The organism is Pseudomonas sp. IPO3747 (assembly GCF_013385245.1).
GTDB classification, from domain to species: Bacteria; Pseudomonadota; Gammaproteobacteria; order Pseudomonadales; family Pseudomonadaceae; genus Aquipseudomonas; species Aquipseudomonas edaphica.
In genome coordinates this window covers 171116-196181 of record NZ_JACAQL010000001.1, presented here as the reverse complement: position 1 = coordinate 196181, position 25066 = coordinate 171116, and the positions used below count along the sequence as shown (strand labels likewise).

The 25066-nt window shown below is 61.1% G+C and carries 29 protein-coding genes; 18 read left to right on the top strand and 11 right to left on the bottom strand.

Annotated elements, in window-relative coordinates:
• Nucleotides 1-252: 252 nt before the first annotated feature.
• Nucleotides 253-729: a copper chaperone PCu(A)C gene (locus HX790_RS00725; protein WP_017134495.1), complete on the bottom strand. Its 477-nt coding sequence runs from the start codon at nucleotides 727-729 to the stop codon at nucleotides 253-255.
• Nucleotides 729-1337, bottom strand: a complete 609-nt coding sequence (locus HX790_RS00720; RefSeq protein ID WP_176991108.1) for an SCO family protein — start codon at nucleotides 1335-1337, stop codon at nucleotides 729-731. The genes HX790_RS00725 and HX790_RS00720 overlap by 1 nt, the downstream gene beginning before the upstream one ends.
• 180 nt (nucleotides 1338-1517) lie before the next feature.
• Between HX790_RS00720 and HX790_RS00715 the strand changes: the two genes are divergently transcribed.
• From HX790_RS00715 to HX790_RS00705, 3 genes are all read left to right on the top strand, one after another.
• Nucleotides 1518-1901, top strand: a complete 384-nt coding sequence (locus HX790_RS00715; protein WP_017134493.1) for a DUF2946 domain-containing protein — start codon at nucleotides 1518-1520, stop codon at nucleotides 1899-1901.
• A 62-nt stretch (nucleotides 1902-1963) separates the two neighbouring features.
• A complete protein-coding gene (locus HX790_RS00710) occupies nucleotides 1964-2506 on the top strand; it encodes a putative natural product biosynthesis protein (protein ID WP_176991107.1) in 543 nt (180 codons plus the stop codon).
• A gap of 133 nt (nucleotides 2507-2639) precedes the next feature.
• The gene (locus HX790_RS00705) at nucleotides 2640-3212 is read left to right on the top strand and encodes a cytochrome b (RefSeq protein ID WP_017134491.1); all 573 of its coding nucleotides are present in this window, start codon (nucleotides 2640-2642) and stop codon (nucleotides 3210-3212) included.
• 1 nt (nucleotide 3213) lies between these two features.
• On the opposite strand, the gene HX790_RS00700 is transcribed toward HX790_RS00705, so the two are convergent.
• The gene (locus tag HX790_RS00700) at nucleotides 3214-3468 is read right to left on the bottom strand and encodes a hypothetical protein (protein ID WP_176991106.1); all 255 of its coding nucleotides are present in this window, start codon (nucleotides 3466-3468) and stop codon (nucleotides 3214-3216) included.
• A gap of 201 nt (nucleotides 3469-3669) precedes the next feature.
• On the opposite strand from HX790_RS00700, the gene HX790_RS00695 reads away from it, so the two are divergent.
• The gene (locus HX790_RS00695; RefSeq protein WP_017134489.1) at nucleotides 3670-3873 is read left to right on the top strand and encodes a hypothetical protein; all 204 of its coding nucleotides are present in this window, start codon (nucleotides 3670-3672) and stop codon (nucleotides 3871-3873) included.
• A gap of 106 nt (nucleotides 3874-3979) precedes the next feature.
• Here the strand turns inward: HX790_RS00695 and HX790_RS00690 are convergent, their stop codons facing one another.
• Entirely contained in the window at nucleotides 3980-4540 is a 561-nt protein-coding gene (locus HX790_RS00690) for a type 1 glutamine amidotransferase domain-containing protein (RefSeq protein WP_138450255.1), read from the bottom strand.
• 213 nt (nucleotides 4541-4753) lie between these two features.
• Between HX790_RS00690 and HX790_RS00685 the strand changes: the two genes are divergently transcribed.
• Nucleotides 4754-4978, top strand: a complete 225-nt coding sequence (locus tag HX790_RS00685; protein WP_017134487.1) for a hypothetical protein — start codon at nucleotides 4754-4756, stop codon at nucleotides 4976-4978.
• A gap of 2 nt (nucleotides 4979-4980) precedes the next feature.
• The gene (locus tag HX790_RS00680) at nucleotides 4981-5412 is read left to right on the top strand and encodes a hypothetical protein (protein ID WP_017134486.1); all 432 of its coding nucleotides are present in this window, start codon (nucleotides 4981-4983) and stop codon (nucleotides 5410-5412) included.
• A gap of 224 nt (nucleotides 5413-5636) precedes the next feature.
• Here the strand turns inward: HX790_RS00680 and HX790_RS00675 are convergent, their stop codons facing one another.
• Nucleotides 5637-6422, bottom strand: coding sequence for a DeoR/GlpR family DNA-binding transcription regulator (locus HX790_RS00675; protein WP_017134485.1), 786 nt, complete (start codon nucleotides 6420-6422; stop codon nucleotides 5637-5639).
• Nucleotides 6423-6543: 121 nt separating this feature from the next.
• Between HX790_RS00675 and HX790_RS00670 the strand changes: the two genes are divergently transcribed.
• The gene (locus tag HX790_RS00670; RefSeq protein WP_169988744.1) at nucleotides 6544-7704 is read left to right on the top strand and encodes an alpha-hydroxy acid oxidase; all 1161 of its coding nucleotides are present in this window, start codon (nucleotides 6544-6546) and stop codon (nucleotides 7702-7704) included.
• 192 nt (nucleotides 7705-7896) lie between these two features.
• On the opposite strand, the gene HX790_RS00665 is transcribed toward HX790_RS00670, so the two are convergent.
• On the bottom strand, nucleotides 7897-8835 hold the full coding sequence (locus tag HX790_RS00665; protein ID WP_099548701.1) for an alpha/beta hydrolase: 939 nt from the start codon (nucleotides 8833-8835) through the stop codon (nucleotides 7897-7899).
• 162 nt (nucleotides 8836-8997) lie between these two features.
• On the opposite strand from HX790_RS00665, the gene HX790_RS00660 reads away from it, so the two are divergent.
• Nucleotides 8998-9867 carry an SDR family NAD(P)-dependent oxidoreductase gene (locus tag HX790_RS00660; RefSeq protein WP_099548700.1) on the top strand — a complete coding sequence of 290 codons (870 nt, stop codon included), beginning with the start codon at nucleotides 8998-9000 and terminating at the stop codon, nucleotides 9865-9867.
• Here the strand turns inward: HX790_RS00660 and HX790_RS00655 are convergent.
• Nucleotides 9846-10985, bottom strand: a complete 1140-nt coding sequence (locus HX790_RS00655; RefSeq protein WP_176991105.1) for a GGDEF domain-containing protein — start codon at nucleotides 10983-10985, stop codon at nucleotides 9846-9848. The two genes, HX790_RS00660 and HX790_RS00655, sit on opposite strands and share 22 nt — an antisense overlap.
• 113 nt (nucleotides 10986-11098) lie before the next feature.
• On the opposite strand from HX790_RS00655, the gene HX790_RS00650 reads away from it, so the two are divergent.
• A complete protein-coding gene (locus HX790_RS00650) occupies nucleotides 11099-11686 on the top strand; it encodes an NUDIX domain-containing protein (protein WP_026013479.1) in 588 nt (195 codons plus the stop codon).
• A gap of 145 nt (nucleotides 11687-11831) precedes the next feature.
• Here the strand turns inward: HX790_RS00650 and HX790_RS00645 are convergent, their stop codons facing one another.
• From HX790_RS00645 to gspH, 3 genes are all read right to left on the bottom strand, one after another.
• The gene (locus HX790_RS00645) at nucleotides 11832-12956 is read right to left on the bottom strand and encodes an IS481 family transposase (RefSeq protein ID WP_017135449.1); all 1125 of its coding nucleotides are present in this window, start codon (nucleotides 12954-12956) and stop codon (nucleotides 11832-11834) included.
• 196 nt (nucleotides 12957-13152) lie between these two features.
• Nucleotides 13153-13764: a type II secretion system protein J gene (locus tag HX790_RS00640; protein ID WP_176991104.1), complete on the bottom strand. Its 612-nt coding sequence runs from the start codon at nucleotides 13762-13764 to the stop codon at nucleotides 13153-13155.
• A complete protein-coding gene (gspH, locus tag HX790_RS00635; protein ID WP_026013888.1) occupies nucleotides 13761-14213 on the bottom strand; it encodes a type II secretion system minor pseudopilin GspH in 453 nt (150 codons plus the stop codon). The genes HX790_RS00640 and gspH overlap by 4 nt, the downstream gene beginning before the upstream one ends.
• A gap of 93 nt (nucleotides 14214-14306) precedes the next feature.
• Here gspH and HX790_RS00630 point away from each other — a divergent pair, with 93 nt between their 5' ends.
• Nucleotides 14307-14738 (top strand): type II secretion system protein N, encoded by a 432-nt coding sequence (locus HX790_RS00630; protein ID WP_176991103.1) that lies wholly within the window; start codon nucleotides 14307-14309, stop codon nucleotides 14736-14738.
• Here the strand turns inward: HX790_RS00630 and gspI are convergent.
• The gene (gene gspI / locus HX790_RS00625; protein ID WP_017139657.1) at nucleotides 14725-15090 is read right to left on the bottom strand and encodes a type II secretion system minor pseudopilin GspI; all 366 of its coding nucleotides are present in this window, start codon (nucleotides 15088-15090) and stop codon (nucleotides 14725-14727) included. The genes HX790_RS00630 and gspI overlap by 14 nt on opposite strands.
• A 148-nt stretch (nucleotides 15091-15238) precedes the next feature.
• On the opposite strand from gspI, the gene gspG reads away from it, so the two are divergent.
• The 8 genes from gspG (at nucleotide 15239) to HX790_RS00585 (ending at nucleotide 24911) form a co-directional block, all read left to right on the top strand.
• Nucleotides 15239-15688: a type II secretion system major pseudopilin GspG gene (gene gspG / locus HX790_RS00620; RefSeq protein WP_017139656.1), complete on the top strand. Its 450-nt coding sequence runs from the start codon at nucleotides 15239-15241 to the stop codon at nucleotides 15686-15688.
• Nucleotides 15689-15696: 8 nt separating this feature from the next.
• Nucleotides 15697-16602, top strand: coding sequence for a type II secretion system minor pseudopilin GspK (gene gspK, locus HX790_RS00615; protein ID WP_158235129.1), 906 nt, complete (start codon nucleotides 15697-15699; stop codon nucleotides 16600-16602).
• Nucleotides 16599-17684, top strand: coding sequence for a type II secretion system protein GspL (gene gspL / locus HX790_RS00610; protein ID WP_099549246.1), 1086 nt, complete (start codon nucleotides 16599-16601; stop codon nucleotides 17682-17684). The genes gspK and gspL overlap by 4 nt, the downstream gene beginning before the upstream one ends.
• Nucleotides 17677-18189, top strand: coding sequence for a type II secretion system protein GspM (gene gspM / locus HX790_RS00605; RefSeq protein ID WP_099549247.1), 513 nt, complete (start codon nucleotides 17677-17679; stop codon nucleotides 18187-18189). Before gspL ends, gspM begins: the two co-directional genes overlap by 8 nt.
• Nucleotides 18186-20510 carry a type II secretion system secretin GspD gene (gene gspD, locus HX790_RS00600; protein ID WP_176991102.1) on the top strand — a complete coding sequence of 775 codons (2325 nt, stop codon included), beginning with the start codon at nucleotides 18186-18188 and terminating at the stop codon, nucleotides 20508-20510. The genes gspM and gspD overlap by 4 nt, the downstream gene beginning before the upstream one ends.
• A gap of 127 nt (nucleotides 20511-20637) precedes the next feature.
• Nucleotides 20638-22056 (top strand): type II secretion system ATPase GspE, encoded by a 1419-nt coding sequence (gspE, locus tag HX790_RS00595; protein ID WP_170039731.1) that lies wholly within the window; start codon nucleotides 20638-20640, stop codon nucleotides 22054-22056.
• The gene (gspF, locus tag HX790_RS00590; protein WP_017139650.1) at nucleotides 22056-23267 is read left to right on the top strand and encodes a type II secretion system inner membrane protein GspF; all 1212 of its coding nucleotides are present in this window, start codon (nucleotides 22056-22058) and stop codon (nucleotides 23265-23267) included. Before gspE ends, gspF begins: the two co-directional genes overlap by 1 nt.
• Nucleotides 23268-23738: 471 nt before the next feature.
• Complete coding sequence (locus HX790_RS00585; protein WP_017139649.1) at nucleotides 23739-24911, top strand: substrate-binding domain-containing protein; 1173 nt, start codon at nucleotides 23739-23741, stop codon at nucleotides 24909-24911.
• The last annotated feature ends 155 nt before the right edge of the window (nucleotides 24912-25066 follow it).

The following is a 25066-nucleotide window of genomic DNA, read 5'->3' as shown; positions in this document are numbered from 1 at the left end:
GGGCCGTCGTTGCGGCGCAATCAGGCTAGCGGGTGTGCGGGTAGATTGAAAATATATAGAAAGTGTTGATGGCAGAGGTTTTGGATATGGCTGATAGCGCTTGCCAGATTAAGATCAAAAGCACATTTGTGTGCGCCGCGAACTGCTTTTCTGTGGGAGCTGGCTTGCCTGCGATGGCATCAACGCGGTCTACCTCACACACCGAGGTGTTTGCATCGCAGGCAAGCCAGCTCCCACATTCATCAGCGGTTCTCAGTGCATCTTGCTGTGGTCCATGTCACCCATATCGGTCAGCGCGCGGGCAGGGGCTGTTACTTCAACGGTCTGCTTCTCACCCTTGGCGTTTTCCACGGTCAAGGTCAACGGCACCTGGTCGCCTTGCTTGATCTGGCCGGTGAGGCCCATGAGCATCACGTGGTAGCCCTCCGGGTCGAGCTTGACCGCTTTGCCGGCAGGCAGGGCCACCGAATCCACCGGGCCCATGCGCATCACGTCGTCCTTCATGCTCATCTCATGAATCTGCACGTCCTTGGCCACAGGCGACTTCACGCTGAGCAATTTGCTGTCGCTGTCGGCGGTGACGGTCATGAACGCGCCGCTGGAGGTCTGGCCCGCCACGGTCGCGCGTACCCATGCATCGCTGACCTGAACCTGGGCGCTGGCGTGCGCCGCGAGGCCCAGCAAGGTGAGGCCGAATGTCAGGCGCTTGAGGGTTTGAACGGCAGTCATTAGCAGACCTCCATGACGGTGAGCAGGTCTTCTGCGCACTCTTTAGCGGTAAGGGATGCCGACAGGCCCAGGCGCAGATTGCTGCGGGTGTCGAACACGAAACTGGTGGAGGTGTGGGACAGGGTGTAGGTGTCTCCGGCCGGGATCTTTTCATAAAAGATTCCGAACTCCTTGGCGGCCACGGCGATTTCTTCCGGGGTGCCATACAGCGCTTCGAAGCTGGGGTCGAAGGCCTTGACGTAGCGGTCGAGCAATTCGGGTGTGTCACGCTCGGGGTCGAGGGTGATAAACACCACCTGCATGATTTTGCCATCGCGGCCCATCAGCTTCTTGGCCTGGGCGGCACGGGCCAGGGTGGTGGGGCACACGGCCGGGCATTGGGTGAAGCCGAAGAACACCACCGGCATCAGGCCACGGTACGAACTCAGGGTGACGGTTTCGCCGTCGGTGTTCTTGAGCTTGAAGGTGCGGCCCATGATCTTGTCACTGAGGTCCTTGCCGTACTTGAAGTTCAGCTTGGGGCTGTAGTCACAGCCGCCCAGCAGGCTGCCCAGGCCCAGCAGGCCCATACCGGTCAGCACTTTGCGGCGGGTGAATAACGTACTCATCAACTGTGCATCCTGTGAAACGCCTGCATTGCTCTGGATCTACAGTTCAGGCTTTGAAAAGGAGTAATGATGCGGGCGCACAGTCTACCAACCCCGGCCAGCCCACGTAATCTGCGACGTTCTGCCACAGGGGCGCGTGGCGCTTCATCCTTTTGCGGCTTCGGTGGTAGAGTCGCCGCCATGAAATTGAGCCACCCCGACCGTTCACTGATCGCCTGGGCCCTGTACTTCTGCGTGCTGATGAACCTGTTCGTCTGCGGTTTGGGGCATGGGCAGATGATGGGCCTGCAGCTCAATGGTATCGGCGGGGCGTTCTGTTCGGTGGACGGCAGCCAGGCGCCGCTTTCCGACAAAGGGTCAGGAAACACGGCCTCCAGCAACATCTCGAACTACTTTGCCTGCCCGGTGTGCGCGGCCGTGACCGTGGCCATCGTGTTCATGATCGGCCTGGCCTGGCTGCTCGGCCTTGGGCAAACCCCGCGCCCGGCCCATGAACGGCGCAACAAGGCACCGCCACGCTATTGCTGGCCGTCGGCCAACCCTCGCGCTTCCCCCACTTTCTGACGTGTGCCTTGGGCTTCCTGTGATCAGGAGGCGTTCTATCGTCACGACTGTGAGTGCGTTTCATGAACCCACCTTTGCCAGCAGGCGCCAGCCGCCTGGTCAGCAGGGCATCCCGGCGTTTGCGCGCCGAACCCTTGCGCCCCGAATACCCAAGCAATTCGCGCTGCTTCGTGCACCTGGATGCACGCCTGTTGCCGTATTGGCACACCTTGTTCGATATCTGCCCGGCGCTGCTCAAGCTCGACCCGCCGGAGGGCTTGAACTTGTTCCGCAGCTTTATGACCTGGGCCTATCGCAACCAGGTCGCCCAGGATTGGACCTATCACCTGAATGTGTGCCGCTGGCTGTTGGCGTCCTCGTATCGGACGCGCATCGATGAGGAGCCGATCGAAGCCTTTATGGCGGCCGCGGCAGCACGCTGGATCAATGCCGATGAAAGCCAGGCCCAGGGCGTGGTCCTGGCCTGGCGAGACGCAAGGGTGTTCGACTGGAAGGGCAGCGCCTTGGCGGGCGTTGAGCATCAGATACTGCCGGACCCGGCAGGCGACTTTGCCTGGTGCCCGCTGGCTAAAAACGGTTTCAGCGGCTGGTTGCCGGTGCCGTAAGACCCTAAGAGCGTCCCAAAATCTCGTAGGAAACGGCCTGATGTTTCGTGCGGGCATCCTCAACAATTCTATTTTTTTGCCGGGAATGCCATCTTCACGGTCTTTGTAATGCACAGACTATTAAGAGGCTGAGATGACGAAAACTTCTGATGAGATGCCCCATTCCTTCTGCGCGAGCGACCGCTACGACCCGGTCAGTCGGGCCTTGCATTGGTTGATGGCAATTGTGTTTGCCTGGAGTTATTGCTCGGCGGTTGTCCACTTCCTGTCCTCCGATTCTGCGCTGGACAAGTGGCTATGGCCGTATCACAAGTCGGCGGGCCTGCTTTTGCTGGTGCTGCTGATACTGCGAGCCGGCTGGAACCTGCTGAACCGGCACAACCGCCCGCCGAGTTTCAACCGTGCGGCTGCTGTCGGGCATGCTGTGCTGTATGCGCTGATGTTCCTTATCCCTGTTATCGGGCTGGTACGCCAGTACGGCTCCGGTCGTGAGTTTTCGGCGTTTGGCCTGCCGATAATGGCGGGTTTCGAGGGCGATAAAATCCAGTGGATGATTGACCTGGGGCGCAATTTTCATAGCTTGCTGGGCTGGACAATGCTGGTGTTGATCGTCGGTCATATCGGCATGGTGATCGTGCATTCTCTGCGCGGCAATCCGCAGGTGTTGCGACGCATGACGGGAGGCGCCCGCCGGTTATGGCGCTAGGTCAACGGCCTTTTTTGGGGGCTTTTTTCTGGGTTTTCTTCCCGCCTTGCTGCTGAGTTGACGTGCCGCTGGAGGAGGTCTTTTCCTTCTGCGGCGTTTCAGCTTTTTTGTTGCTGTCCGACGGGCTGCTGGGGTATGTGCCCGGAGGCAGGGCCGAACCGGGTACGGCATCACCGAAGGCTGCGTAGGCGGGGGTTGCCAAGCACCCGGTCAGGCAAATCACTAACACGATCTTGCAGGAAATACCGGTCTTCATGACGAGAATCCTTTTCCATGCTTCACCTGTCAAAAGCTGCCCTTGCTCTGAATCCGAAGGGAGGCATTAATTGGGAGTGCAGGGGATCCGGCAAAGTTTTGATTTTTTTCGCCGCCACGACGAAAGGCCATGAACCGACATTTTTAATGAACCCTCACGCCGATCCCTTGACCTAATGCATACGACCTCAGGAGGTGATGCATGCAAATAGACTATATCTGGATCGTGCTGGCGGTGATTTTGCTGGCGTTGGAATTGTGGGCGATCAACATCGTGTTGCGCAGCACCGGCGGCTGGGAGACCAAGGGGTTGTGGTTGATCATTCTGATTTTTGTGCCGTTGTTCGGGCTGATTGCCTGGGCCATGTTCGGGCCAAAACGTGAGATGGCCCAGCACCGTAAATAAATAGCACCGTAAATAACCAGCACCATAAATAGCACCGTAAACACTGAACACAAGCCACACAGCAAACAGGCGCCCCCGGGCGCCTGTTTGCGTTCAAGCCTGCCCGTTATCCCGCGACCGCCTTGGCAATCGCTTCGTTGAATGCCGGCAGGTCATCCGGTGTGCGCGAGGTGATCAAGGTCCAGCCATTGGCCTTGCACTCCTTGACCTGGGCATCTACCACGCCTGCAGCGCCGGCGTTTTCAAGGTCGATGCGCACGCTCTTGTATGCGGTGAGCGTCTTGCCTTCGATCACGCCGGCATCGATCAGCGCCCATGGCCCGTGGCAGATGGCGGCGACGGTTTTGCCGGCTTTGACGAAGTCGTTGATCAGCTTCAATGCGGCCGCGTCCTGACGCAGGGTGTCGGCATTCACGGTGCCACCGGGAATCACCAGCGCGTCGAAGTCACTGCTCAGCACCTGCGACAGCTTGACCTCGGATTCCACGGTCTGGTCCTTCTCGGTGTCGCCGACGAACGTCTGCACGGTGCCGCCTTTGCTGGAGCCATGCGTCACCGTCGCACCATAGCCACGCAATGTTTGCAGAGGCTTGAGCAGCTCGTCGCGCTCGATGCCGGTGTTGGAGGTGATGATGAGGATGTTCTTGCCGTTGAGTTGTGAGCTCATGGTCGAGTCTCTCCTGCTGGATGGATTAATCATGCGGTGTGGGAGAGTGGATCGAGCGTGGGCGGCAAAGGTTTAAATTAATTTGGACTTTTTTCTTGGGTGGTTTTCGAGGAGGGCCGACCTGCAAAAATCCTGAACTATCGAAAATCGCTGGCCTCTGCTGCATAGACGCCTGCTGCTTTTTGCGGGCCTTCTATTGCCTGGAGACTCACCATGACCGATCCCAAGACTGTCGACAAAACCCCGGAACCCATCAGCTCTGAAGATGCCCAGAAAGGCCGTCAACAACCTGCCAAGGGGCAGACGCTGGAACAGCCCAACCCGAAGACCAAAGCCGTGGACAAAGTGTTGACGCCCACGTCGATCAAGGACACTGAACGCCAGACTGACGCCATCAACGAGCAGGCCGCCAAGGCCGAGCGCAAGCTGGGCCACTGAGCATGGCCCGTTCGATCACGGCGTCTGAACTGGGCATTGAGCTTGCGCCCGACGATGACGCCAGCCTGTTCAAGTGGTTTATCGCCAGCTTCCTGATGGGCAAGCGTATTCAGGCGCCCATCGCGGCGCAGGCTTACAAGGTGATCGTGGAGCAAGAGGGCCGCGACACTGCACGCAAGTTGCAACATTGCACGTCGCGTGAGCTGGTTTCGATGCTCGGGCGTGCCCATTACGTGCGTTACGACGAAAGCACAGCGCAGCGTCTGCTGGACCTCAGCGCCAAGTTGAATGCCGAGTACGCGGGCAAGATCAGCCACATGCGCAGCGCCAGCGAAAACCGTGAGGCCTTCGAAAAACGCCTGGCCGAATTCGACGGCGTGGGGCCAAAAACCATCGAGATTTTCATGCGTGACGCGGCCAAGGTTCTGTTTTGATGGCACCGCTATTCGTGCGCTGTGCCGGCTGGAGTCTGCCGCGCGCACACTGGCCGGACTTTGCGGGCGTTCGGTTTTCGGTCAAGGCGCCCAGGGCATCACCCATGAACTGCGCTTGCAGCACTGCGAGACGGTACTGGATGAGTTCCTTGAACAGTGCTTGAACTTGGGGGAGCAACTGGGCTGCCTGCTGATTCAATCACGCCGTGACCGATGGCTTGTTGCTACTCGACCTCTACCCGCAGCACTTCCAAGCCTAGTTGCTCATACGCCTCGACACTCGGCACATGCCACTCGGTGATCAGCGTATGAATACGGTTGCACGGCGCCACTACAAAGGGTTCTACCGCGCCGAGCTTGTCGGCCATGGTCACGGCCACCACGTGGGAGGCGCTGTCGAGCAGGGCTTGTTTGACCGTTACTTCATCGAAGTGCAGCGAAGTGATGCCCACTTGCGGGTGCAATGCACAGACACCGGTAAACAACAGGTCTGCCTGGATGCTCTGAATCAGGCGTACAGCTTCGTGGCCGCTGGTGGAGAGGGTCGCCGGGTTGATCTGGCCACCGGCCAAAATCACTTTGACATTTGGGTGGTCCGCCAAGGCGATGGCAATCATCGGTGACGGCGTGACCACCGTCAGGCGAATGGCGTGCGGCAATGACTGGGCAATACGCAGCGTGGTTGAGCCCGAATCGAACAGCACAATCTGGCCGTCTTCTACGCGGTCCGCCGCGAGTTGCGCGAGGTGGCGCTTGGCTTCGTTGGTCTCGCCGACGCGGGTGAAAAAATCCTTGCCGGTGTCTTTGGGTCGGGGCAGGGCGCCGCCGTGTACGCGTTGCAGCAGCCCGGCGGCGGCGAGTTCGCCGAGGTCGCGGCGGATGGTGTCCTGGGACACGGCGAAGTGCTCGACCAATTCTGACGCAGTGACTTTGCCGTCGCGCTCCAGCAGCAGCAAAATCTTCTGTTTGCGCAACGAAGGCAGGTCGATAGCTTGATGTGTGTTATGCATGTTTGTGCGTCTTTTTGCGTGTTTGTGCAAGATTAATCACCCGTCCACGCAAACGCAATGGCTGGTTACCAAGCCGATGGGCGGTTACTCTCCAGGCTCAGTTCAGGGAGAGGTGACCTAGATGCCGTTGATCACAACCATCGAAGATTTACGCAGGCTCGCGCAAAAACGTGTCCCACGGATGTTCTACGATTACGCCGACTCCGGCTCCTGGACTGAAAGCACTTACCGGGCAAATGAAAGCGATTTTGCCCGCATCCAATTTCGTCAGCGGGTGGCGCGCAATATCGATGAGCGTTCAATCCGCGCCAGCATGATCGGCCAGGACATGGCCATGCCCGTGGCTTTGGCGCCCACTGGGCTGGCGGGCATGCAGCATGCCGATGGCGAGATCCTCACCGCCCGCGCGGCTGCCGCTTTTGGCGTGCGTTATACCTTGTCGACCATGAGCATTTGTTCGCTGGAAGACATCGCCGCCCACGTTGGCCAACCGTTCTGGTTCCAGTTGTATGTGATGCGTGATCGCGCGTTTATGCAGCAGTTGATCGAGCGCGCCAAGGCTGCCGGTGTGGACGCGTTGGTGCTGACTCTGGATTTGCAGATCCTCGGCCAACGCCACAAAGACTTGATCAACGGCTTGTCGGCGCCGCCCAAGCTGACTGTGCCGAATATCCTCAATATGCTGACCAAGCCGCGTTGGGTGGCGGGCATGCTCGGCACCAAGCGCCATGGCTTCGGCAATATTGTCGGGCATGTCAAAGGCGTGGCCGATATCACTTCGCTGTCATCCTGGATCGGCCAGCAATTCGACCCGCGCCTGAGCTGGGACGATGTGGAATGGATCAAGCAATGCTGGGGCGGCAAGCTGATTATCAAGGGCATCCTGGATGTGGAAGACGCGCGGCTGGCCGCCAATTGCGGTGCGGATGCGCTGGTGGTGAGCAACCACGGTGGGCGCCAGCTCGATGGCGCACCGTCGAGCATCAGCCAATTGGCGGCGATTGCAGAGGCTGTGGGCGAGCAGATTGAAGTGTGGCTCGATGGCGGCATTCGCTCCGGCCAGGACGTGCTCAAGGCCATGGCATTGGGGGCCAAAGGCACCATGATCGGCCGGGCGCATTTGTATGGTTTGGGCGCGTTGGGTGAAGTCGGTGTGACCAAGGCGCTTGACATCATCGCCCGCGAGCTGGATGTGTCGATGGCACTGTGTGGCTATAACGATATACGCGATGTGAATCGCGAGATTTTGCTGCCGGGTAGCTTTCCCACAGGGGTTTGCTGAGCAAAAAAATCGTAAAAAAGTAAAAAGAGTTGTCCACGAAAACCGTGGGTATCTCTGTGGATAACTTTGCGAAGGCCCGGCAGGGTTGGCGATTTAACCTTCGGTTAATATTTGATCAGATTCTGTTTTGGGCCAGTATGGGCAGGGTTGGCGCTTGACAGCCAAGCGCGAACCCAGTGCCGAAAACTGCTATTACGACTCGCCGTCGCGACCTGTGGAGTGCGTGGCGATGGTTGCTGGCGTCGTTGCTGGCATCTTCGCCTGCATGAGTTTTTCCAATGCCTGGCCATAACTGCGACCCGCCAGGCTCATGCTGTTGTTGTGGGTGGCGCCGGGTACGAGCAGCAACCGCTTGGGCTCCTGGGCGGCTTCAAACAACTGCTGGCTGAAACGCGGTGGCACGTACTGGTCGGCCAGGCCGTGCACCACCAGCAACGGCATGTGCACGTCGGCAATCTTGTCGATGGAATCGAATTTCTGCGACAGCAGCCAACGCACCGGCAATGAGGTATTGGCCACGGCGGTGGCCGCATCCCCCAGGGAAGTAAAGGTGGACTCGATCACCAGCCCGCGCACCGGCACAGGCGCTTGTTTGCTCAGCTCAGCGGCGAGATCGATAGCCACGGCGCCGCCCAGCGAATGCCCGTAGATCAGGCGTTTTCCGGGGTCGGGCTGCAATATCTGGAAACGTTCCCAGGCAATGCGCGCGTCCTCATACACACTGGTTTCCGACGGCAAATCACCGTGGCTCTGGCCAAACCCGCGATAGTCGATGGCCAGCACCGAGAAGCCCAGCGCGTGCAGCTGTTCAATGCGAAACAACTGCCCGGTAAGGTTCCAGCGCACGCCGTGCAGGTAGAGGATCGCCGGCGCATCCTTGTGGCCGGCCGGGTACCACCAGCCGTGCAGATTCTGCCCCGATTTGAAACTGGCCGGCTTGATATCGAATTCCTGCACCGCCTTGGGCAGGCCGGTGTACCAGCCGGCGGTGCCCGGCTCGATGCGAAACACCAGCTCACGCTCCTTGTGTTGCAGCACGGCGCAGCCCACCGGCAGGCCGACAATCAGGATGGCCATGCACAGCAGGGGAACCCAGCGCAGGCCCAGGCGGGACAGAAAACGAGAGGACATGAAGGTTCCAGGACAAAGGCGAAGCAGGCGTTTTACCAGATGGCGTGGGCCGGCAGGCATTAATTCGACGGCCGTAGAGGGGGATTGCTTGCAAAGTGTTGCTGCCTTGAACAACCTCTGCTCGGGTTGTTAGGGTGGGCGGCCGAACAGGAGAGCACAGACATGGATTTCACCGGCAAAACGGCAATCATCACCGGCGGCGCGCGCGGGCTGGGCCTCAGTTATGCACGGGCGCTGGCCCAAGGTGGCGCACGGGTGGTGATCAGCGATATCGGCGCCGACAAGGTAGGCGTCGGCACTGATGCATCGGTGGTGCACGCGGCGGCCGCAGCCTTGCAGGCCGAAGGGCTGGCGGTGCTCGGGCATGGCGGCGACCTGTCTACGGACGAGGGTTGTCGACAACTGATCAGCTTCACCATCGAGGCTTACGGCCAGCTCGATATCCTGATCCATAACGCCGGTTGGGTCGGTTACCAGAACATCGCCGACCTCGACGCCGCGTTCCTCCAGCGCACCATGGACATCAACCTTTACGCGCCGCTCTGGCTGTGCAAGCACGCCTGGCCGCACCTGCTGCGCTCAGCGGCGCCGCGCATTATCCTGACCACCTCCGACCGCGCCATGTACGTGGAGTACGAGCAAGCCGGGCTGGTGGCTTACAGCGCCGGCAAGATGGCGCAATTGGGCATCATGAATGCACTGAGCCATGAAGGCGCCGAGGCCGGCATCAACGTCAACGCGATCTCGCCGGTGGCCAAGACGCGCATGTGGGGCGTGACTGACGAACCGGATGAACTCAAGCCAGAGTGGGTGACGCCGGGCGTAGTGTTCCTGGCCTCTGGGCAGTGTCAGGACACGGGCTACATCCTGCGCGCCAGCAATGGTCAATTCACCGCCACGCGCTTCACCGAAAACCCAGGCGTGGAGTACCCGCGCAATCTCGCACGCATCAAGGCGGCCAATGCGCAAGAAGTCGCCGCCGCGTGGTCGCGCATCAAGCAGCCGCTGGCTCAGGCCGGCGTGACCAGTTGAACCCGATTACGCCCCTGCGCCTTGGCCAGGTACAGCGCCTGGTCGGCCTGGGACAATAAATGCGATAAGTCACTGCCCGCTGCCTGGGTGGTGACGATGCCGATACTCACGCTCAGAAAGCCCGGCGCCAGCAACTCCAACCGCGCAAACGCCAGGCGGATTCGCTCGGCCACTGCCAACGCATCGGTTTCATCGCTGCCTGCCAACAGGCAGGCGAACTCTTCGCCGCCAATGCGTGCGAACACATCCTCGTTGCGTAACGCGTCCTGCAGCACCTGGCTGAAGGCAATCAACGCCTGGTCGCCCATGGGATGGCCGAAGCTGTCGTTCAGGCGTTTGAAGTGGTCCAGGTCGCAAAGCAACAGGGCCGCGCATTGATGGCGGTGCAGCAGGTGTTCACCCTTGAGCATAAAGGCGCGGCGGTTGCCGATGCCGGTCAGCGCGTCACTGAAGGCGGCGGCCTTGAAGCGCAACTCGGCGCGCTCCTTGACCATCGCCAAGGTGACGTAGGCGATACCGATGGCGTACAGCATCGACTCAAACAGCATGAATGCAAAAAACGGCGTGCTTTCACTCTCCGAGGCCCGTTCGCTGTTGATCGGCAGGCCAGGGTCGGTAAAGGCGCGCACGCCATAAAAACCGGTGTGCCACAACGTCAGCACCAGGGCCGGCACGTAGGCCACTTCCAGGCTTTTGCGCTTGCGCCACAGCTCCAGCGCCGACAGCACTCCGTAGCCGGCAGCCAATAGTGAATACAGGGTGACGCGTGCCGACAGCGAGCCATAGAACGGCGGCACCAAACACATCAGCAACCACAGGACGGCGCCGGCGAGGATGCCCGGTACATTGGGTTTTTGTTGCACGAAGGTGCGCATGGCGGTCCAGTTCATGGCGGCGCTGAGCAGCAGCACCACGTTGCCGATGACCAGCGCGACAAAGTCCATGCCCACGCCGCGCACCACAATCAGCCCGGTGCCCAGGGCGGCGAGCAGCAGCATGCTGCCCAGATAGCCCAGGGTCGGTTCGCGGCCACGACTCCAGGCATGTACCGTGAGCAGGCCCATGAGGCCGAACACGAACATGGCTACCATCAATAGCGTCGGGATGTGCAGCATCATTGGCGTGAACCTGGCGATCCTTCTTGGGTGGCGATTGTATCCGTAAGCAGGCCGCTTGACGCTGGTATTGCTGGCGCGACATGCTCCCGGCTTCTATGAGCAAAGGCCCGACCATGGACAACAGCCCTATTCGCATCACCGCTGAAGAAACCCTTTCAGACAGCTGGTACAACTTGAAAAAGTACAGCTTCGACCTGCGTCGCCAGGATGGCAGCTGGCAGGCCCAGACTCGTGAGGTGTATGACCGGGGCAATGGCGCGACCATCCTGTTGTACAACCGTGGTCAGCGCACGGTGCTGTTGATCCGGCAGTTTCGCATGCCTACGTTTGTCAACGATTACCCCGGCTACTTGATCGAAACGGCTGCCGGGTTGCTGGACAATGCCAGTCCTGAAGAACGTATTCGCCTGGAGGCTGAGGAAGAGACCGGGTATCGCGTCGGTCATGTGGAAAAAATCTATGCGGCGTTTATGAGTCCAGGTTCGGTGACTGAGCGGATTCACTTTTTTATCGGTGAGTATACGCAGGCGGATCAGATTGGTACGGGGGGCGGGCTGGAGGAGGAGGGCGAGGATATTGAAGTGCTGGAGTTGGGGTTTGAGCAGGCGCTGGCGATGGTGCAGAGTGGGGAGATTGTCGATGGCAAGACCATTATGCTGTTGCAGCATCTGGAATTGCGGATGCTTAAAGATGGCTGGTGAGTGAGTGAGTGGGTTGATTGAGTACATATCCGTTGCTGCGGTCACGGCGGCCTATGGTTCCGCTCTTACAGCGGGTCACTTTTGGCAAACGCCCTGTACGGACCGGACACATGGTTGACACATGTGCGGGGACATGGTGGACACATTATTGACCATAATCAGGCTTACTAATGTCGATTGTTCGCAAAAAGTGATGGCAGAAATAGACGTCGAACAGACCATCGCTTTCTGCGTTCGGGCGGATTGCTATGTGCTGTCCTACCAAGCCTTTTGCGATGCTGAAGTAGCGTTTTTGGAAGCGAAAACGGCTGTGATAAACCTTGGCTAACACGTCGTCTGGTCCGTATTCAAACTCAGGTAGCTTTTGCGGATAAGCCCAAGGACTGCTGCGATAGCGGTCCATGGGCACCTTGTATTCCAGCGCCTGATGAGGACGTTGCAGGTTGTATATTTCACGCCATTGATCGAATGCTGATTGAGCATCCGCTAGCGTAGAAAAGTGACGCCCGTTAAGGACTTCTGCCTTGAGTGATCGATGAAAACGCTCGATTTTCCCATTTGTTTGCGGATGGTAGGGACGACTGAAACTTATCCGAATTCCCAAACGCACCAGCCAAATACTCAACTCTGTGATCTCGCCAGGATTACGCGGTGAGCCCCATGGCGCGCCATTGTCGACGTTGATACGTGCCGGTAAACCGTAAGTTTCAAATACCTCGCTCATCTTCTGTTTTACGGTGGTGCCTCGCTCGTTATCACACGCTTGGATGGCCAGGTTGAACCGCGAATGATCGTCCAGGATGGTCAGGGGGTGGCATCGGCCTTGCTGCATTGCAAAGTGGCCTTTGAAATCCATCTGCCAAAGATCGTTGGGCTCAGGATGTTCAAATCTCAGCCGGGCCTCTGGTTCTTTCTCTGAAGGCTTAATCAAGCTGTGCCGGTGCAGGACATTAGTGACAGTACTGGGAGCAATTCGCTTGTCCAGCATGCTGCTAATTGTGCGTCCGCCCCATGCCGGATGATCTTGGCGAAGTGCAACGACCTCAGCCTCCAGCTCGGCCCGGGTCAGTTTGGGGCTGCTGGCGGGCCTGCGTGACTTCTCTTGCAAACCCGCAGAGCCGCCGGCCTCGTAACGCTTTAGCCACTTGTAGGCGGTTTGCGGACTTATACCAAATCGTCGACACAGCTCTCGCTTATTACTGCCGGGTTTCTTTGCTAAGGAAACAAACTCTTGTTTTAGGCTCATGGCGTCTCTCGTGTTCCAGGGCATGATGGCCTCCCGGCGAAGCTGGCTTCGCCGAGAAGTGTCCACCATGTCCCCGCACACCCGTCAACCATGTGTCCGGTCCGTACATGTCTTTACAAAAGTGACCCGCTGTAAGAGGGGAACCATAGGCCGCCGTTACCGCAGCAACGGATATGTACACCGCCCACCGCCCACCGCCCACCGCGCCAAGGCAGTAAAGCTAACGCAACGGCCCCAACACCTGCCGATACCGCTCCACCCCCTGGGGCGTCTGCCTGACCAGGCTGATCTCCATGCCCAACGGATCCTCCCGCCGATTGCCACTCAACTGCCGCCAACCCTTGTCCGCCTCCCACACCCGCACCTGCACATCACTGACCCCGCTCAACACCACAACCCCGACTTTGGCCGCCGGCAACGGAAAGCGCTCCCGCGCAGGCGCCGCCGCACGGTACAGGCTGTCGCCCTTGAGCCACCAGCGCACGCGTTGCAATCCATCTCCGGCCACCGGTGCACTGCGAATCACCTCCAGCGTAAAACCCTTGCTGTCGGAGCTGCGCACCGTCACGGCGGCCAACCCGGCAGGTTTGGCGGTGTCGTCTTCGGTTGGGCCAGGCGCGCTCAGTTCCACGCTGGCGCGCAGGCTGACATCGCGTTGCAGCTGGTTCAACGCCCGCAACAGCGCTTCAGTCTGTTCCGTGCTGGCCTGCAGGTGCTGGTCGGCGCGGGTCACGCTGTCGAGCCCACGCCAGGCGATCAGGCTGACCACCGCCATCAGCATGATCGCCACCATTACTTCGATCAGGGTGAAGCCTTGCTGGGATGGGTTCATGGTTGAGTCACCACACGCATCAGCCCGGCCGCATCGCGCTGCAGGCTGAGGCTGTATTGGCCATCGGACAGCACCACGCGCACCGGCGGGCTGATCCATTCGGCGTCGAGTACGAGCACCCGCCCGGGTTCGATTGAGACCTGCATCGGCGTGTGTTCCCACGGGCGCGGGCGCAGTTGGCTGTCGCCCTTGAAGGTCTCGATACCTGAACCGTCATCACTGCGGCGGTTGAAGCCAAAGCCCTTGGCGTCGGCGCGCCAGGTGATGGGGCGCCCGTCCGCACGGGCTTCAGCCTGGGCCACTTGCAGCAGTTGGCTCAGGCGTTCGGCATCCTTGCGCAGCAGGTGCAGCGGGTCGGGCTTGATGGTCAGGCTGATGGCGGCACTGGCAATGCCGATGATCACCAGCACCACCATTAACTCGATCAGAGTAAAGCCTTGCTGTTTCATCGCCCGACTCCTGAACAACTGGTGAGCTTGTGAAATAAAAACGTGCGAATTGGCCTGTAGGCTGAAAGCACGCACAGACAGGAGGTCCCGCTCATGGCATTTGCTCTTCGATTTTCGCCCGCCCACGTTGTGCAGGCGCTGGCCTTGTTGGCGGCCCTGGCCGGGGTGGCGGTGTGGACGCCGTTGCTGCTGACATCCGCCGAGTCCCACACGCCCCAGGTCGCGCCCCAGACGCTGGCGGCGCGCAGTGACAACCCGGCGTTGCAGTGGTTTGCCAGCGCGCCCTCGGCGTTGCAGGTCAAAGTCTCGGGCGTGCTCGCCGGCGCGCGTGGCGCGGTGGCGATCCTCAGCCTTAACGATGGGCCGCCGCGCAGCTTCCTGCTCGGCGAGCGTTTGGGCCCCGGTGTGCGGCTGACGGCCATTGAAGGTGATGGCGTGGAGATCGAGCGCGGCGGCGAGAAGCTGCGCGTCAACCTCGACAAGTTGCCGGACGCGCCCGCATTACCGTCACTCACTCGGCCATGACCTGGGTCGCCAGACGCGCCAGCGGCGGCGCTTCGCGGCTGGCATCGAGCACCAGCAGGCTGACCTGAAACAGGCGACCCTCGGCGTTGATGGTCTGCTCACAGCGCAGCTTCAGTCGGCCCTGGTCACAGTCGAAGGTCTTTTTGCCGCTGCGTAGCTGTCCGCCCAACCGCAGCTCCGCCAACCGACTTTGTCCGGCCAGCAACGCGATGGATTTGTCGCGCAGCAGGCCGTTGCTCTGGGTCATCAACCCGGCCACGCGCACGGCCGCCGCCATGGCCACAGCAATGATCGCCAGCGCCACCAGCACTTCAATCAGGGTAAAGCCTTGCTCCTTGCGGCGGCTGTACATGGCGCTCTCAAAGCCGGGAAACAGGCCCGCAGACTAGCGCCGGCAGTTGACCGATTAGCGACCAAACCTCCCGAGGATTTTCAATACGACTGACATGTGTTCTTGCAACACTGCGCCACGAAATGCACCCAAGCCAAGGAATGTCGAGATGGAAATCGCGCCCCTAACGTCCCCATTGCCAGGCCCGCGCGGCCAACGTGGCTTCACCTTGATCGAGATCATGGTGGTGGTGGTCATCCTCGGGATTCTGGCGGCGATGGTGGTGCCCAAAGTGCTCGATCGGCCCGACCAGGCACGGGCCACGGCGGCCAAGCAGGATATCGGCGGGTTGATGCAGGCGCTGAAACTCTATCGGCTCGACCACGGCAGCTACCCAAGCATGAACCAGGGCTTGAAAGTGTTGGTAGAACGCCCGGCCGACGCCAAGAACAGTAACTGGCGCGCCTACCTGGAGCGCCTGCCCAACGACCCGTGGGGCAACCCTTATCACTACCTCAACCCCGGCGCCAATGGTGAGGTCGATGTGTTCTCCCTGGGTGCCGACGGCAAACCGGATGGCGACGGCGTGAATGCCGATATCGGCTCCTGGCAGTTGTAAGGCCCGCCATGAACAGGCATTCGCCCGCAGCGGCGAAGCAGCGCGGCATGGCGATTATCAGCGCGCTGCTGATCGCGGCGGTGGTGGCGGTGATCGCCGGCGCCATGCTCACACGCCAGACCGTCTTCACCCGTAGCCTTGAGGCCGAGCAGCAGCGCGTGCAGGGCCAGTGGCTGTTGCTGGGCGCGCTGGAACAGAGCCGCCTGTTACTGTGGGACGCGCGTAAAAAGGATGTGTTGACCCGCCTCGACCAGCCGTGGGCACGCGCCCAGGGCGGTGTGTTTGAAGGGCGGCTGGAGGATGAACAGGGCAAGTTCAACCTGCGCAACCTAGTCAATCGCCAGCAACAAGATGACGAGCAATTGCAGCACTTCGAGCGCTTGTGTCGGCTGATCGGCGTCGACCCGGCCGTGAGCCGTCGCATCAGCCAGCGGGTGATCGGCTCCTATGACCAGCGCGTTGTACACAAAGGCGCGTCGGATGAGCGGCTGCCGGCCAAATACCCGATGCTGCGCAGCCTCGATGACCTCAGTGGTATTGAAGGCATCGACCCACAGGTGCTGCGGCGCCTGCACGCTTTTGTCAGCGTGCTGCCCGGCAACACCTGGGTCAACGGCAATACCGCCAGCGCCGAAGTGCTCAGCGCGGTGGTGCCGCTGCTCAGCCTGGCCCAGGCCCAGGCGCTGGTGGCCGAGCGCGACAGCGGGCGCTGGTTTATCAACCGTGGCGACTTTGTTAACCGTCTGCGCATGCCCCAAGTGGCGATGGATTCGGTGCAGGTGGGTATTACCAGCGAGTGGTTCCGTTTGCAGGGCCAGGCCCGTCGCGAGCAACGCCGAGTGACGATCGAGGCGTTGTTGCACCGGCCCGAAGACCGCCAGCCGCAGGTGATCTGGTCGCGGGTGGGTGTATGAAGCGTTTGCGCATTGGCTTGCCGCCACTTGATCAACTGACGGTCGACAGCCCGGTGAACTTTGCCTGGCTGGACGCTGGCAGGGTGATCGCCGAGGGCCGCGAAAGCCTGAAGCAATTGGGCAAGCCCCGCCAGCCAGTGGACTGCTTCCTGCACCCGCGTGACAGCCTGTTGACCAGCCTGGAGTTGCCGCCATTACCCGCCGCCAAAACCGCTGCCGCCGTGGCCTGCGCCGCGCAGGCATTGATTCTTGGGCCAATCGATCAGATGCAGGTGGCTCACGGCCCGCGTGGCAGCGACGGTCTTGTGCAGGTGGCCTGGGTGCCCAAGGCCGGGCTGGCGCAACTGAGCCAGGTACTGGCGCAGGTGCCGCTCAAGCTACGCGGCCTGTACCCGGCGCCGTATGCCTTGCCGGTGGCCACGGCGGCGCTGGACGATGGGCATTTGCTCACGCGACATAGCCTGCAACAAGCCACCGTGCATCCACTGGGGCAACACGCCCTGGATCAAACCCTTGATGTGCAGTTGGTCGAGGCCGCGCAGCGCTGGAGCGGCGCAGTGCCCGCCTGGGGTTTGCAGGGGCAGTTCAATCAACGTGCTACCGGCGGCTGGGGCAGGGCGCTGGCCTGTGCGGCGCTGGCCGTCGTTATCTGGACCGTTGGCCTGAACCTGTACGCCGCCCGCCAGGCCGAAGAAGGCCAGCGGCTGAAGGCGCTGATGAGCCAACAGGTGCGCCAGGCCTTTCCCGAGCTGCCGGTGATCCTCAACCCTCTGCAGCAGGTGCGCCAACAGTTGGCGGCGCGGCAAAGCGGGGCGGCGGCTGATCCCGGCCAACGCTTTACCAGCCTGCTGCAACTGGCGGGCAGCCACTTGCCGTTTATGGTCGGCAGTGTCGACAGCCTGAGCTTTGAGCAGGGCCGTTTGCACCTGGGCCTGTTGGCCGACAGCCATAGCCCGGCGGCGCAAGGCGACTGGCAGGCGGCGTTGGCGGAAGCCGGTTTTGCCGCGACCCGTGATGAGCAAGGTTGGACCCTGGGGCCGGCAGACAACACCGTCACCCCGGAGGAGGACGACGATGAATAAGTGGCAGCAGGTGCGCAGTCAGTCCCATGTGTTCTGGACTGGCCTGGCCGTGCGTGAAAGACGCATGTTGGCCGGTGCCGGGCTGATCCTGGCGAGCCTGCTGACCTGGCTGGTGCTGGTTCAGCCGGCGCTAAAAAAAATCGACTATTGGCAGGTCGAAACCCCGAAGCTGCGTTCCCAGGCCGAAGCCTTGCAGGTGCTGTTGCAGGGCGTCGCGGCGCCGCGTCAGGCGGATGAAACCGCGCTGCGCCAAGCCCTCGACGGCGCCGGCCTGCAAGGTCATTACCAACTGCAGGCGCTGGCTCCTGGTGGCTGGCGGCTGATCTTCGAGAAGGCCCCGGCCGACCTTGTGGTGGACTGGCTGCTGGGTAACCCCCGTTCGTTTTCTTTGGAAGTGTCCGAGGCACGCTTGCAACGCGCCCCGGATACCGTCGACAACTCGGCCGGCACTGTGTCCGGGACCGTTCGCATGGATCAGGCGCTTGGCGCTAAGGAAGCTTCATGAAGTGGTCAGTCCCCAACTCCGCGCCTTTTCGCAAAGTCGCGCCGCTGCTATTGCTGGCCCTGAGCGCGTGCAGTAACCCGCAGTCACCCAAGCCTTTGCTGGTGGACAGCGAGCTGGGCCAGCCATTGGCCGACACGCGGCGCGGCGGCGAAACCGTGCTGGACCGCCAGCGCGAACCCGCGCCGGCCCCCCGCGTGCAGCACCCGGTGACCAACAGCGCCCGTGGCCATGCCCCGGCGGTGCTCAAGGCGCGCAACCCGCTGGGTGACCAGCCGGTACAGCTGAATTTTGTGGACGCCGATATCCAGGCGGTGGTGCGTGCCTTGTCCCGCGCCACCGGCCAGCAATTTCTGGTGGACCCGCGTGTAAAGGGCAACCTCACGTTGGTCAGCGAAGGCCAGGTGCCGGCGCATCAGGCCTACGAGATGTTGCTGGCGGCGCTGCGCATGCAGGGCTTCAGCGTGGTGGATGTGGGCGGCGTCGCCCAGGTGGTGCCCGAGGCCGATGCCAAGTTGCTCGGCGGGCCGATCTACAGCGCCGGCAGCAGCGGCATGCAGACGCGTACCTTTCGGCTGCAATATGAAAATGCGGTCAACCTGATTCCGGTGCTGCGTCCCATTGTGTCGCCGAATAACCCGATCAACGCCTACCCCGGCAACAACAGCATCGTCATCACTGACTATGCTGAAAACCTGGCGCGGGTGGCGCAGATTATCGACGGCATCGACACACCCAGCGCCATCGACACCGATGTGGTGAAGATCCAGAACGGCATCGCCGTCGATATCGCGGCCATGGTCGCTGAATTGCTGGAAACCCAGGGTGCCGACCAGACGCAAAAGATCAACGTGGTGGGCGACCCGCGTTCCAACTCGATCATCATTCGTTCCGGCAGCCCCGAGCGCACAGAGCTGGCGCGTAACCTGATCTACAAACTCGACAATGCCCAGAGCAACCCGAGCAATATGCACGTGGTGTACCTGCGCAACGCCCAGGCGGGCAAGCTGGCGCAGTCGTTGCGCGGGCTGTTGACCGGTGAGAGCGAGTCCGGGGTCAGCGATGAGGCCCGTGGCAAACTCAGCTCGATGGGCGGCGGCTCCCAGAACAACCAGGGCAGTAATACTCAGAACAGCAGCGACACGCCCACCGGCAGTGGTGTGCAGTCGTCGGGCTACGGCCAGTCGAGCAGTTCGGGCAGCAGCGCCAACAGCAGCACCCCCAGCGATCAGAACACTGCGTTCAGCGCCGGTGGTGTGACGATCCAGGCGGACGCTACCACCAACACCTTGCTGATCTCCGCGCCCGACCCGCTGTACCGCAACCTGCGCGAAGTGATCGACATGCTCGACCAGCGCCGCGCCCAGGTGGTTATCGAAAGCCTGATCGTTGAAGTCAGCGAAGACGACGCCAGTGAGTTCGGCGTGCAATGGCAGGCTGGCAACCTGGGCGGCAAGGGCGGTTTTGGCGGCGTTAACCTGGGCGGCAGTGGGCTGGTCACCACCGGCAAGACCAGCATTGATGTGTTGCCCAAAGGGCTGAATATCGGCTTGGTCAACGGCAGCGTGGATATTCCGGGGATCGGCAAGGTGCTCGACCTCAAGGTGCTGGCCCGCGCCCTCAAGAGCAAAGGCGGCACCAACGTGCTGTCCACGCCGAACCTGCTGACCCTGGACAACGAAGCAGCGAGCATTTTTGTCGGCCAGACCATTCCGTTTGTCACCGGCAGTTATGTCACCGGTGGCGGCGGCACCAGCAACAACCCGTTCCAGACCGTACAGCGCGAAGAGGTGGGGCTGAAGCTGAACGTGCGGCCGCAGATTTCCGAAGGCGGCACGGTGAAGCTGGATATTTACCAGGAGGTCAGCAGCGTCGACACGCGCGCCTCGGTGGAGGCGGGCACGGTGACCCAAAAACGCGCGATCGACACCAGTATTTTGCTGGATGACGGGCAAATCATGGTGCTCGGCGGGTTGCTGCAGGACGGCTATAGCCAGAGCAATGACGCGGTACCGTGGCTGGCGGATATCCCTGGGTTGGGGGCGCTGTTTCGCAATGAAAAGCGCAGCGTCACCAAGACCAATCTGATGGTGTTTTTACGCCCCTACATTATTCGCGACAGTGGTGCTGGGCGCAGTATCACCTTGAACCGCTATGAATTCATGCGCCGCGCCCAGGGCGGGTTGCAGCCGGAGCACAGTTGGGCGCTGCCGGATGTGCAGGCGCCGCAGTTGCCTTCGGTGGAGAAGGCGATTCCCGGGGCGCAGCAGCAGGGGCCAAGGGCGGTGATTCGGGCAGTGCCGGTTTCGCAGGTGCGGCCGTGATCTACCTGAAGTATGAAGATCAAACTGTGGGAGCTGGCTTGCCTGCGATGGCGGTGGGTCAGTTGAACATTTTTCAGCTGAAAGTCCGCTATCGCAGGCAAGCCAGCTCCCACATGTACGGTGGTGTATGAGTTTGCTCCCCTACGTCTGGGCCAAATCCCAGCGCATCCTCCTGCGCCCCGGCGATGAAGGCAGGGTGCTGACGGTTTGCCCCTCAACCCCCGGCTGGTCGATCAGCGAGGTCCAGCGCCAATTCGGCCAATCACGCCTGGAGCATGTGCGCGACGACGAACTCGACGGCCTGCTCACCAGCGCCTATGCCGACACCGGCAGTGCGGCGGCGGTGGTTGGCGCGGCTGAGAACGAAGTCGACCTCGACCGCCTGATGCAGGACATGCCCGAAATCACCGACCTGCTCGATACCCAGGACGGCGCGCCGGTGATCCGCATGATCAACGCCTTGCTCACCCAGGCTGCGCGCGATGAAGCCAGCGATATTCACATCGAACCCTACGAAACCCATTCCGTGGTGCGCTATCGCGTCGATGGCACCCTGCGTGACGTGGTGTCGCCGCGCAAGGCGCTGCATGGCGCGCTGGTGTCGCGGATCAAGATCATGGCCCAGCTCGACATCGCCGAAAAACGCTTGCCCCAGGACGGTCGTATTGCCCTGCGGGTGGCGGGGCGGCCGATTGATATTCGCGTGTCCACCGTGCCGACGGGGCATGGCGAAAGGGTCGTGATGCGCCTGCTGGACAAACAGGCCGGGCGCTTGCAGCTGGAAACCCTGGGCATGCAGCCGCAACTGCTGGCGCGCCTGGATACCTTGATCCGCCAGCCCCACGGCATCGTGCTGGTCACCGGGCCGACCGGCAGCGGCAAGACCACCAGCCTGTACGCTGCCCTGGCGCGGCTGGATGCGAGCACCAGCAATATTCTCACCGTCGAAGACCCGGTGGAATACGACTTACCCGGTATCAGCCAGATTCAGGTCAACGCCAAGATCGACATGACCTTCGGCCTGGCACTGCGGGCGATTCTACGCCAGGACCCGGACATCATCATGATTGGTGAGATCCGCGACCTGGAGACCGCGCAAATCGCCGTGCAGGCTTCGTTGACCGGGCATTTGGTGCTCGCCACCTTGCACACCAATGACGCGGTGTCGGCGGTCAACCGCTTGATCGATATGGGCGTCGAGCCGTTCCTGTTGGCCTCGTCATTGTTGGGCGTATTGGCCCAGCGCCTGGTGCGGCGCCTGTGCCCGCATTGCAAGCAGGAAGACCCGGCGGCGCCTGGCACCTGGCGGCCGGTGGGGTGTGCGCAGTGCAACCAGATCGGTTACAGCGGGCGTACCGGCATCCATGAATTGTTCTGCGTTGATGACGATGTGCGCAGCCTGATCCACCAAGGCGCCGGCGAGCAGGATTTGCGCCTGGCTGCACGTCGCGCCGGCATGTTCAGCATGCGCGAGGATGGCGAGCGCTGGGTACGCAGCGGCGCCACCGCAGTCGAAGAAATCCTGCGCGTGACACGGGACGCCTGATGAATCGCTATCGTTACGAAGCCGCCGATGCCAGCGGCAAAATCGAAGCCGGGCACGTGGAAGCCGACAGCCAGAGCGCGGCGTTTGCCCAGTTGCGCAGCCGTGGCTTGACCGCGTTGCAGGTACAGATTGAGGGTAATCAAGCGGCGGCCGGCGGCGGCAGCCTGTTCACGCCCAAACTGTCAGACAACGATCTGGCCTGGGCCACGCGGCAACTCGCGAGTTTGCTGGGCGCCAGCCTGCCGTTGGAGGCGGCGCTGAGTGCCACGGTGGAGCAGGCCGAGAAAAAACACATCGCCCAGACCCTGGCCGCCGTGCGCGGCGATGTACGCGGCGGCATGCGTTTGGCCGACGCCTTGGCGGCGCGGCCACGGGACTTTCCATCGATTTACCGTGCCTTGATTGCGGCGGGGGAGGAATCCGGTGACCTGGCCCAGGTGATGGAGCGCCTGGCCGATTACATTGAGGAGCGTAACAACCTGCGCGGCAAGATCATGACGGCGTTCATCTACCCCGGCGTGGTCGGGTTGGTGTCCATTGGCATTGTGATTTTCCTGTTGAGCTATGTGGTGCCGCAGGTGGTCAGCGCGTTTTCCCAGGCGCGCCAGGACCTGCCGGGGCTGACCCTGGCGATGCTCAATGCCAGCGACTTTATCCGCGCCTGGGGCTGGTTGTGTTTTGCCTTGATTGTCGGTGGGTTTTGGGGCTGGCGCCTGTACCTGCGCAACCCGCTGGCGCGGCTCAATTGGCATAGCCGGGTGCTGCGCTTGCCGCTGATCGGGCGGTTTGTGTTGGGGCTCAATACTGCGCGGTTTGCGTCGACCCTGGCGATTCTCGGCGGCGCCGGCGTGCCGTTGCTGCGGGCATTGGAGGCGGCGCGCCAGACCTTGTCCAATGACCGCCTCAGCCAGTGCGTCAACGATGCCACCGCCAAGGTTCGCGAAGGCGTTAACCTGGCGCCTGCATTGGCAGTGGAAAAGGTCTTCCCGCCGGTGTTGATTCACCTGATTGCCAGCGGCGAAAAAACCGGTTCACTGCCGCCGATGCTTGAACGTGCGGCGCAGACCTTGTCCCGCGATATCGAACGCCGGGCGATGGGCATGACGGCGTTGCTGGAGCCGCTGATGATTGTGGTGATGGGGGCGGTGGTGCTGGTGATTGTGATGGCGGTGTTGTTGCCGATCATCGAGATCAACCAACTGGTGACCTGATTGCACCCGGTCAAATGTGGGAGCTGGCTTGCCTTCGATGGCATCAACTCGGTGTGCCTGATGTACCGAGGTATCTGCATCGCAGGCAAGCCAGCTCCCACATCTGGGTCGGTTTTATTCAGTTGATTCTGCTCGCTCCCTATATGCATCACTGCAACCTCGGGTTCCTCATTCCGTCACATCCAACCCACCGCGACACAGCCCACACCACATCCAGCAAAACCCCGCTGAAACCCCGCTGTCACTTGCCCCCAAACCGCTCAAAAGCATGACCGAAACACCCGAGAATCTTTCGTAAAATCAAGCGCTTCCTCCCGAGGTTTTTTCCTTTTGCTGTCATCGGATGCTGCGAAATTGCCTACCCATGGCCTCAACCCCAGCCACCCCCGGAACACGGCCCGGGACCGAAGCCATAGCGTCATGCAAGAGCCCTCTACCCAAACGTACAAACACGACGAAAGGAGATTCTTCATGTTTAAGCGCACTATGATCGCAGCCTCTTTGGTAGTTGCAGCACTGGCTTCCGCCCAATCCATGGCCGCAGTGGTCGGTGGCGGTGCCACCCTGCCGGAAAAACTCTACGGCAGCACGGCCACTTCGACCACGGCTACCGGCATCCTCTCTGCCACCGTCCCTGGTTTTAACCCCTATATCGGTGTAGGCAGCGGCGACGGCAAAAAGGCCTTCTTCGGTAATGATTCGACCAAGCTGAAACTGGCTGCCGGCATCACCGTTGACTATGCGGGCAGTGACTCGATCGTTAGCGTTGCGGAACTGGCGGCTTATAATGCTGACGCCGTGAACGGCCGTGCCGCCTACGGCCCGTTGATTCAAATCCCGGCCGAGGCCACGTCGGTGACAGTGCCTTACCACATCGACGGCAAGACATCGCTGCAGCTCAGCAGTGGCCAGTTGGCTGATATCTTTGCCGGCAAAATCACTAACTGGAACCAGGTGCTATTCAACGGGGCTGCGGGTCCAAACCTGCAGATTAAAGTGGTCTATCGCCAGGAAACCAGCGGCACTACCGAGATCTTGACCAACCACCTCAAGGCGGTAAAACCTGCTTCGGTGCCGGCTGTCAGCAACAGCTTCGTCACCGCCATCGGTTTTGACCCAGCCACCAGCGCTCCGGCCGGCTCAAGCTACATCGCGGTCACCGGCAGTCAAGGTGTTGCCACTGCCATTACCAACAACAACGGTGCCATCGGTTACGTCAGCCCTGACTATGCACAGTTCAACAGCGCTGCCGCTGTTGCTTCGGTCAACGGTTTCCTGCCGACTGAAGTCAACGTTCAAGCCAGCCTTGACGGTGTTGTACCTCCGGTTCTTGGCAGCGACGAAGCCAAAAATCCTTTGAACTGGGTCCCTACGTTTCCTAACCCTACCGCAGGCTACCCCATTGTGGGCTACACCAACCTGGTCTTCAGCCAGTGCTACAAAGACACCACTGACACCGCGCGTATCCGTGTGTTCTTGAACCGTCACTACACCGGTTTGAACAACGCAACCACCAGCAGCCACTCGTTCATCCCGTTGTCCGCTACTTGGCAGAAAGCTGTCCACGACAACTTCTACGCCACCACCAGCGCCCTGCGCCTGGGCGACACCAACACCTGCAACGGTATTGGCCGTCCGCAGTAAGCCCCGTCTCGACAGGGTTTGCCCCACAACCGGCAATGACTTCGCGTCATTGCCGGTTTTGTCGTTTCCTCGCCCAACCAGCCAGTTGAACCGCACTGCGTGAACATTGTGTGACAACAGTTCGGTCGCGCCCCCCGGCAACTGCCTTAAGCAAT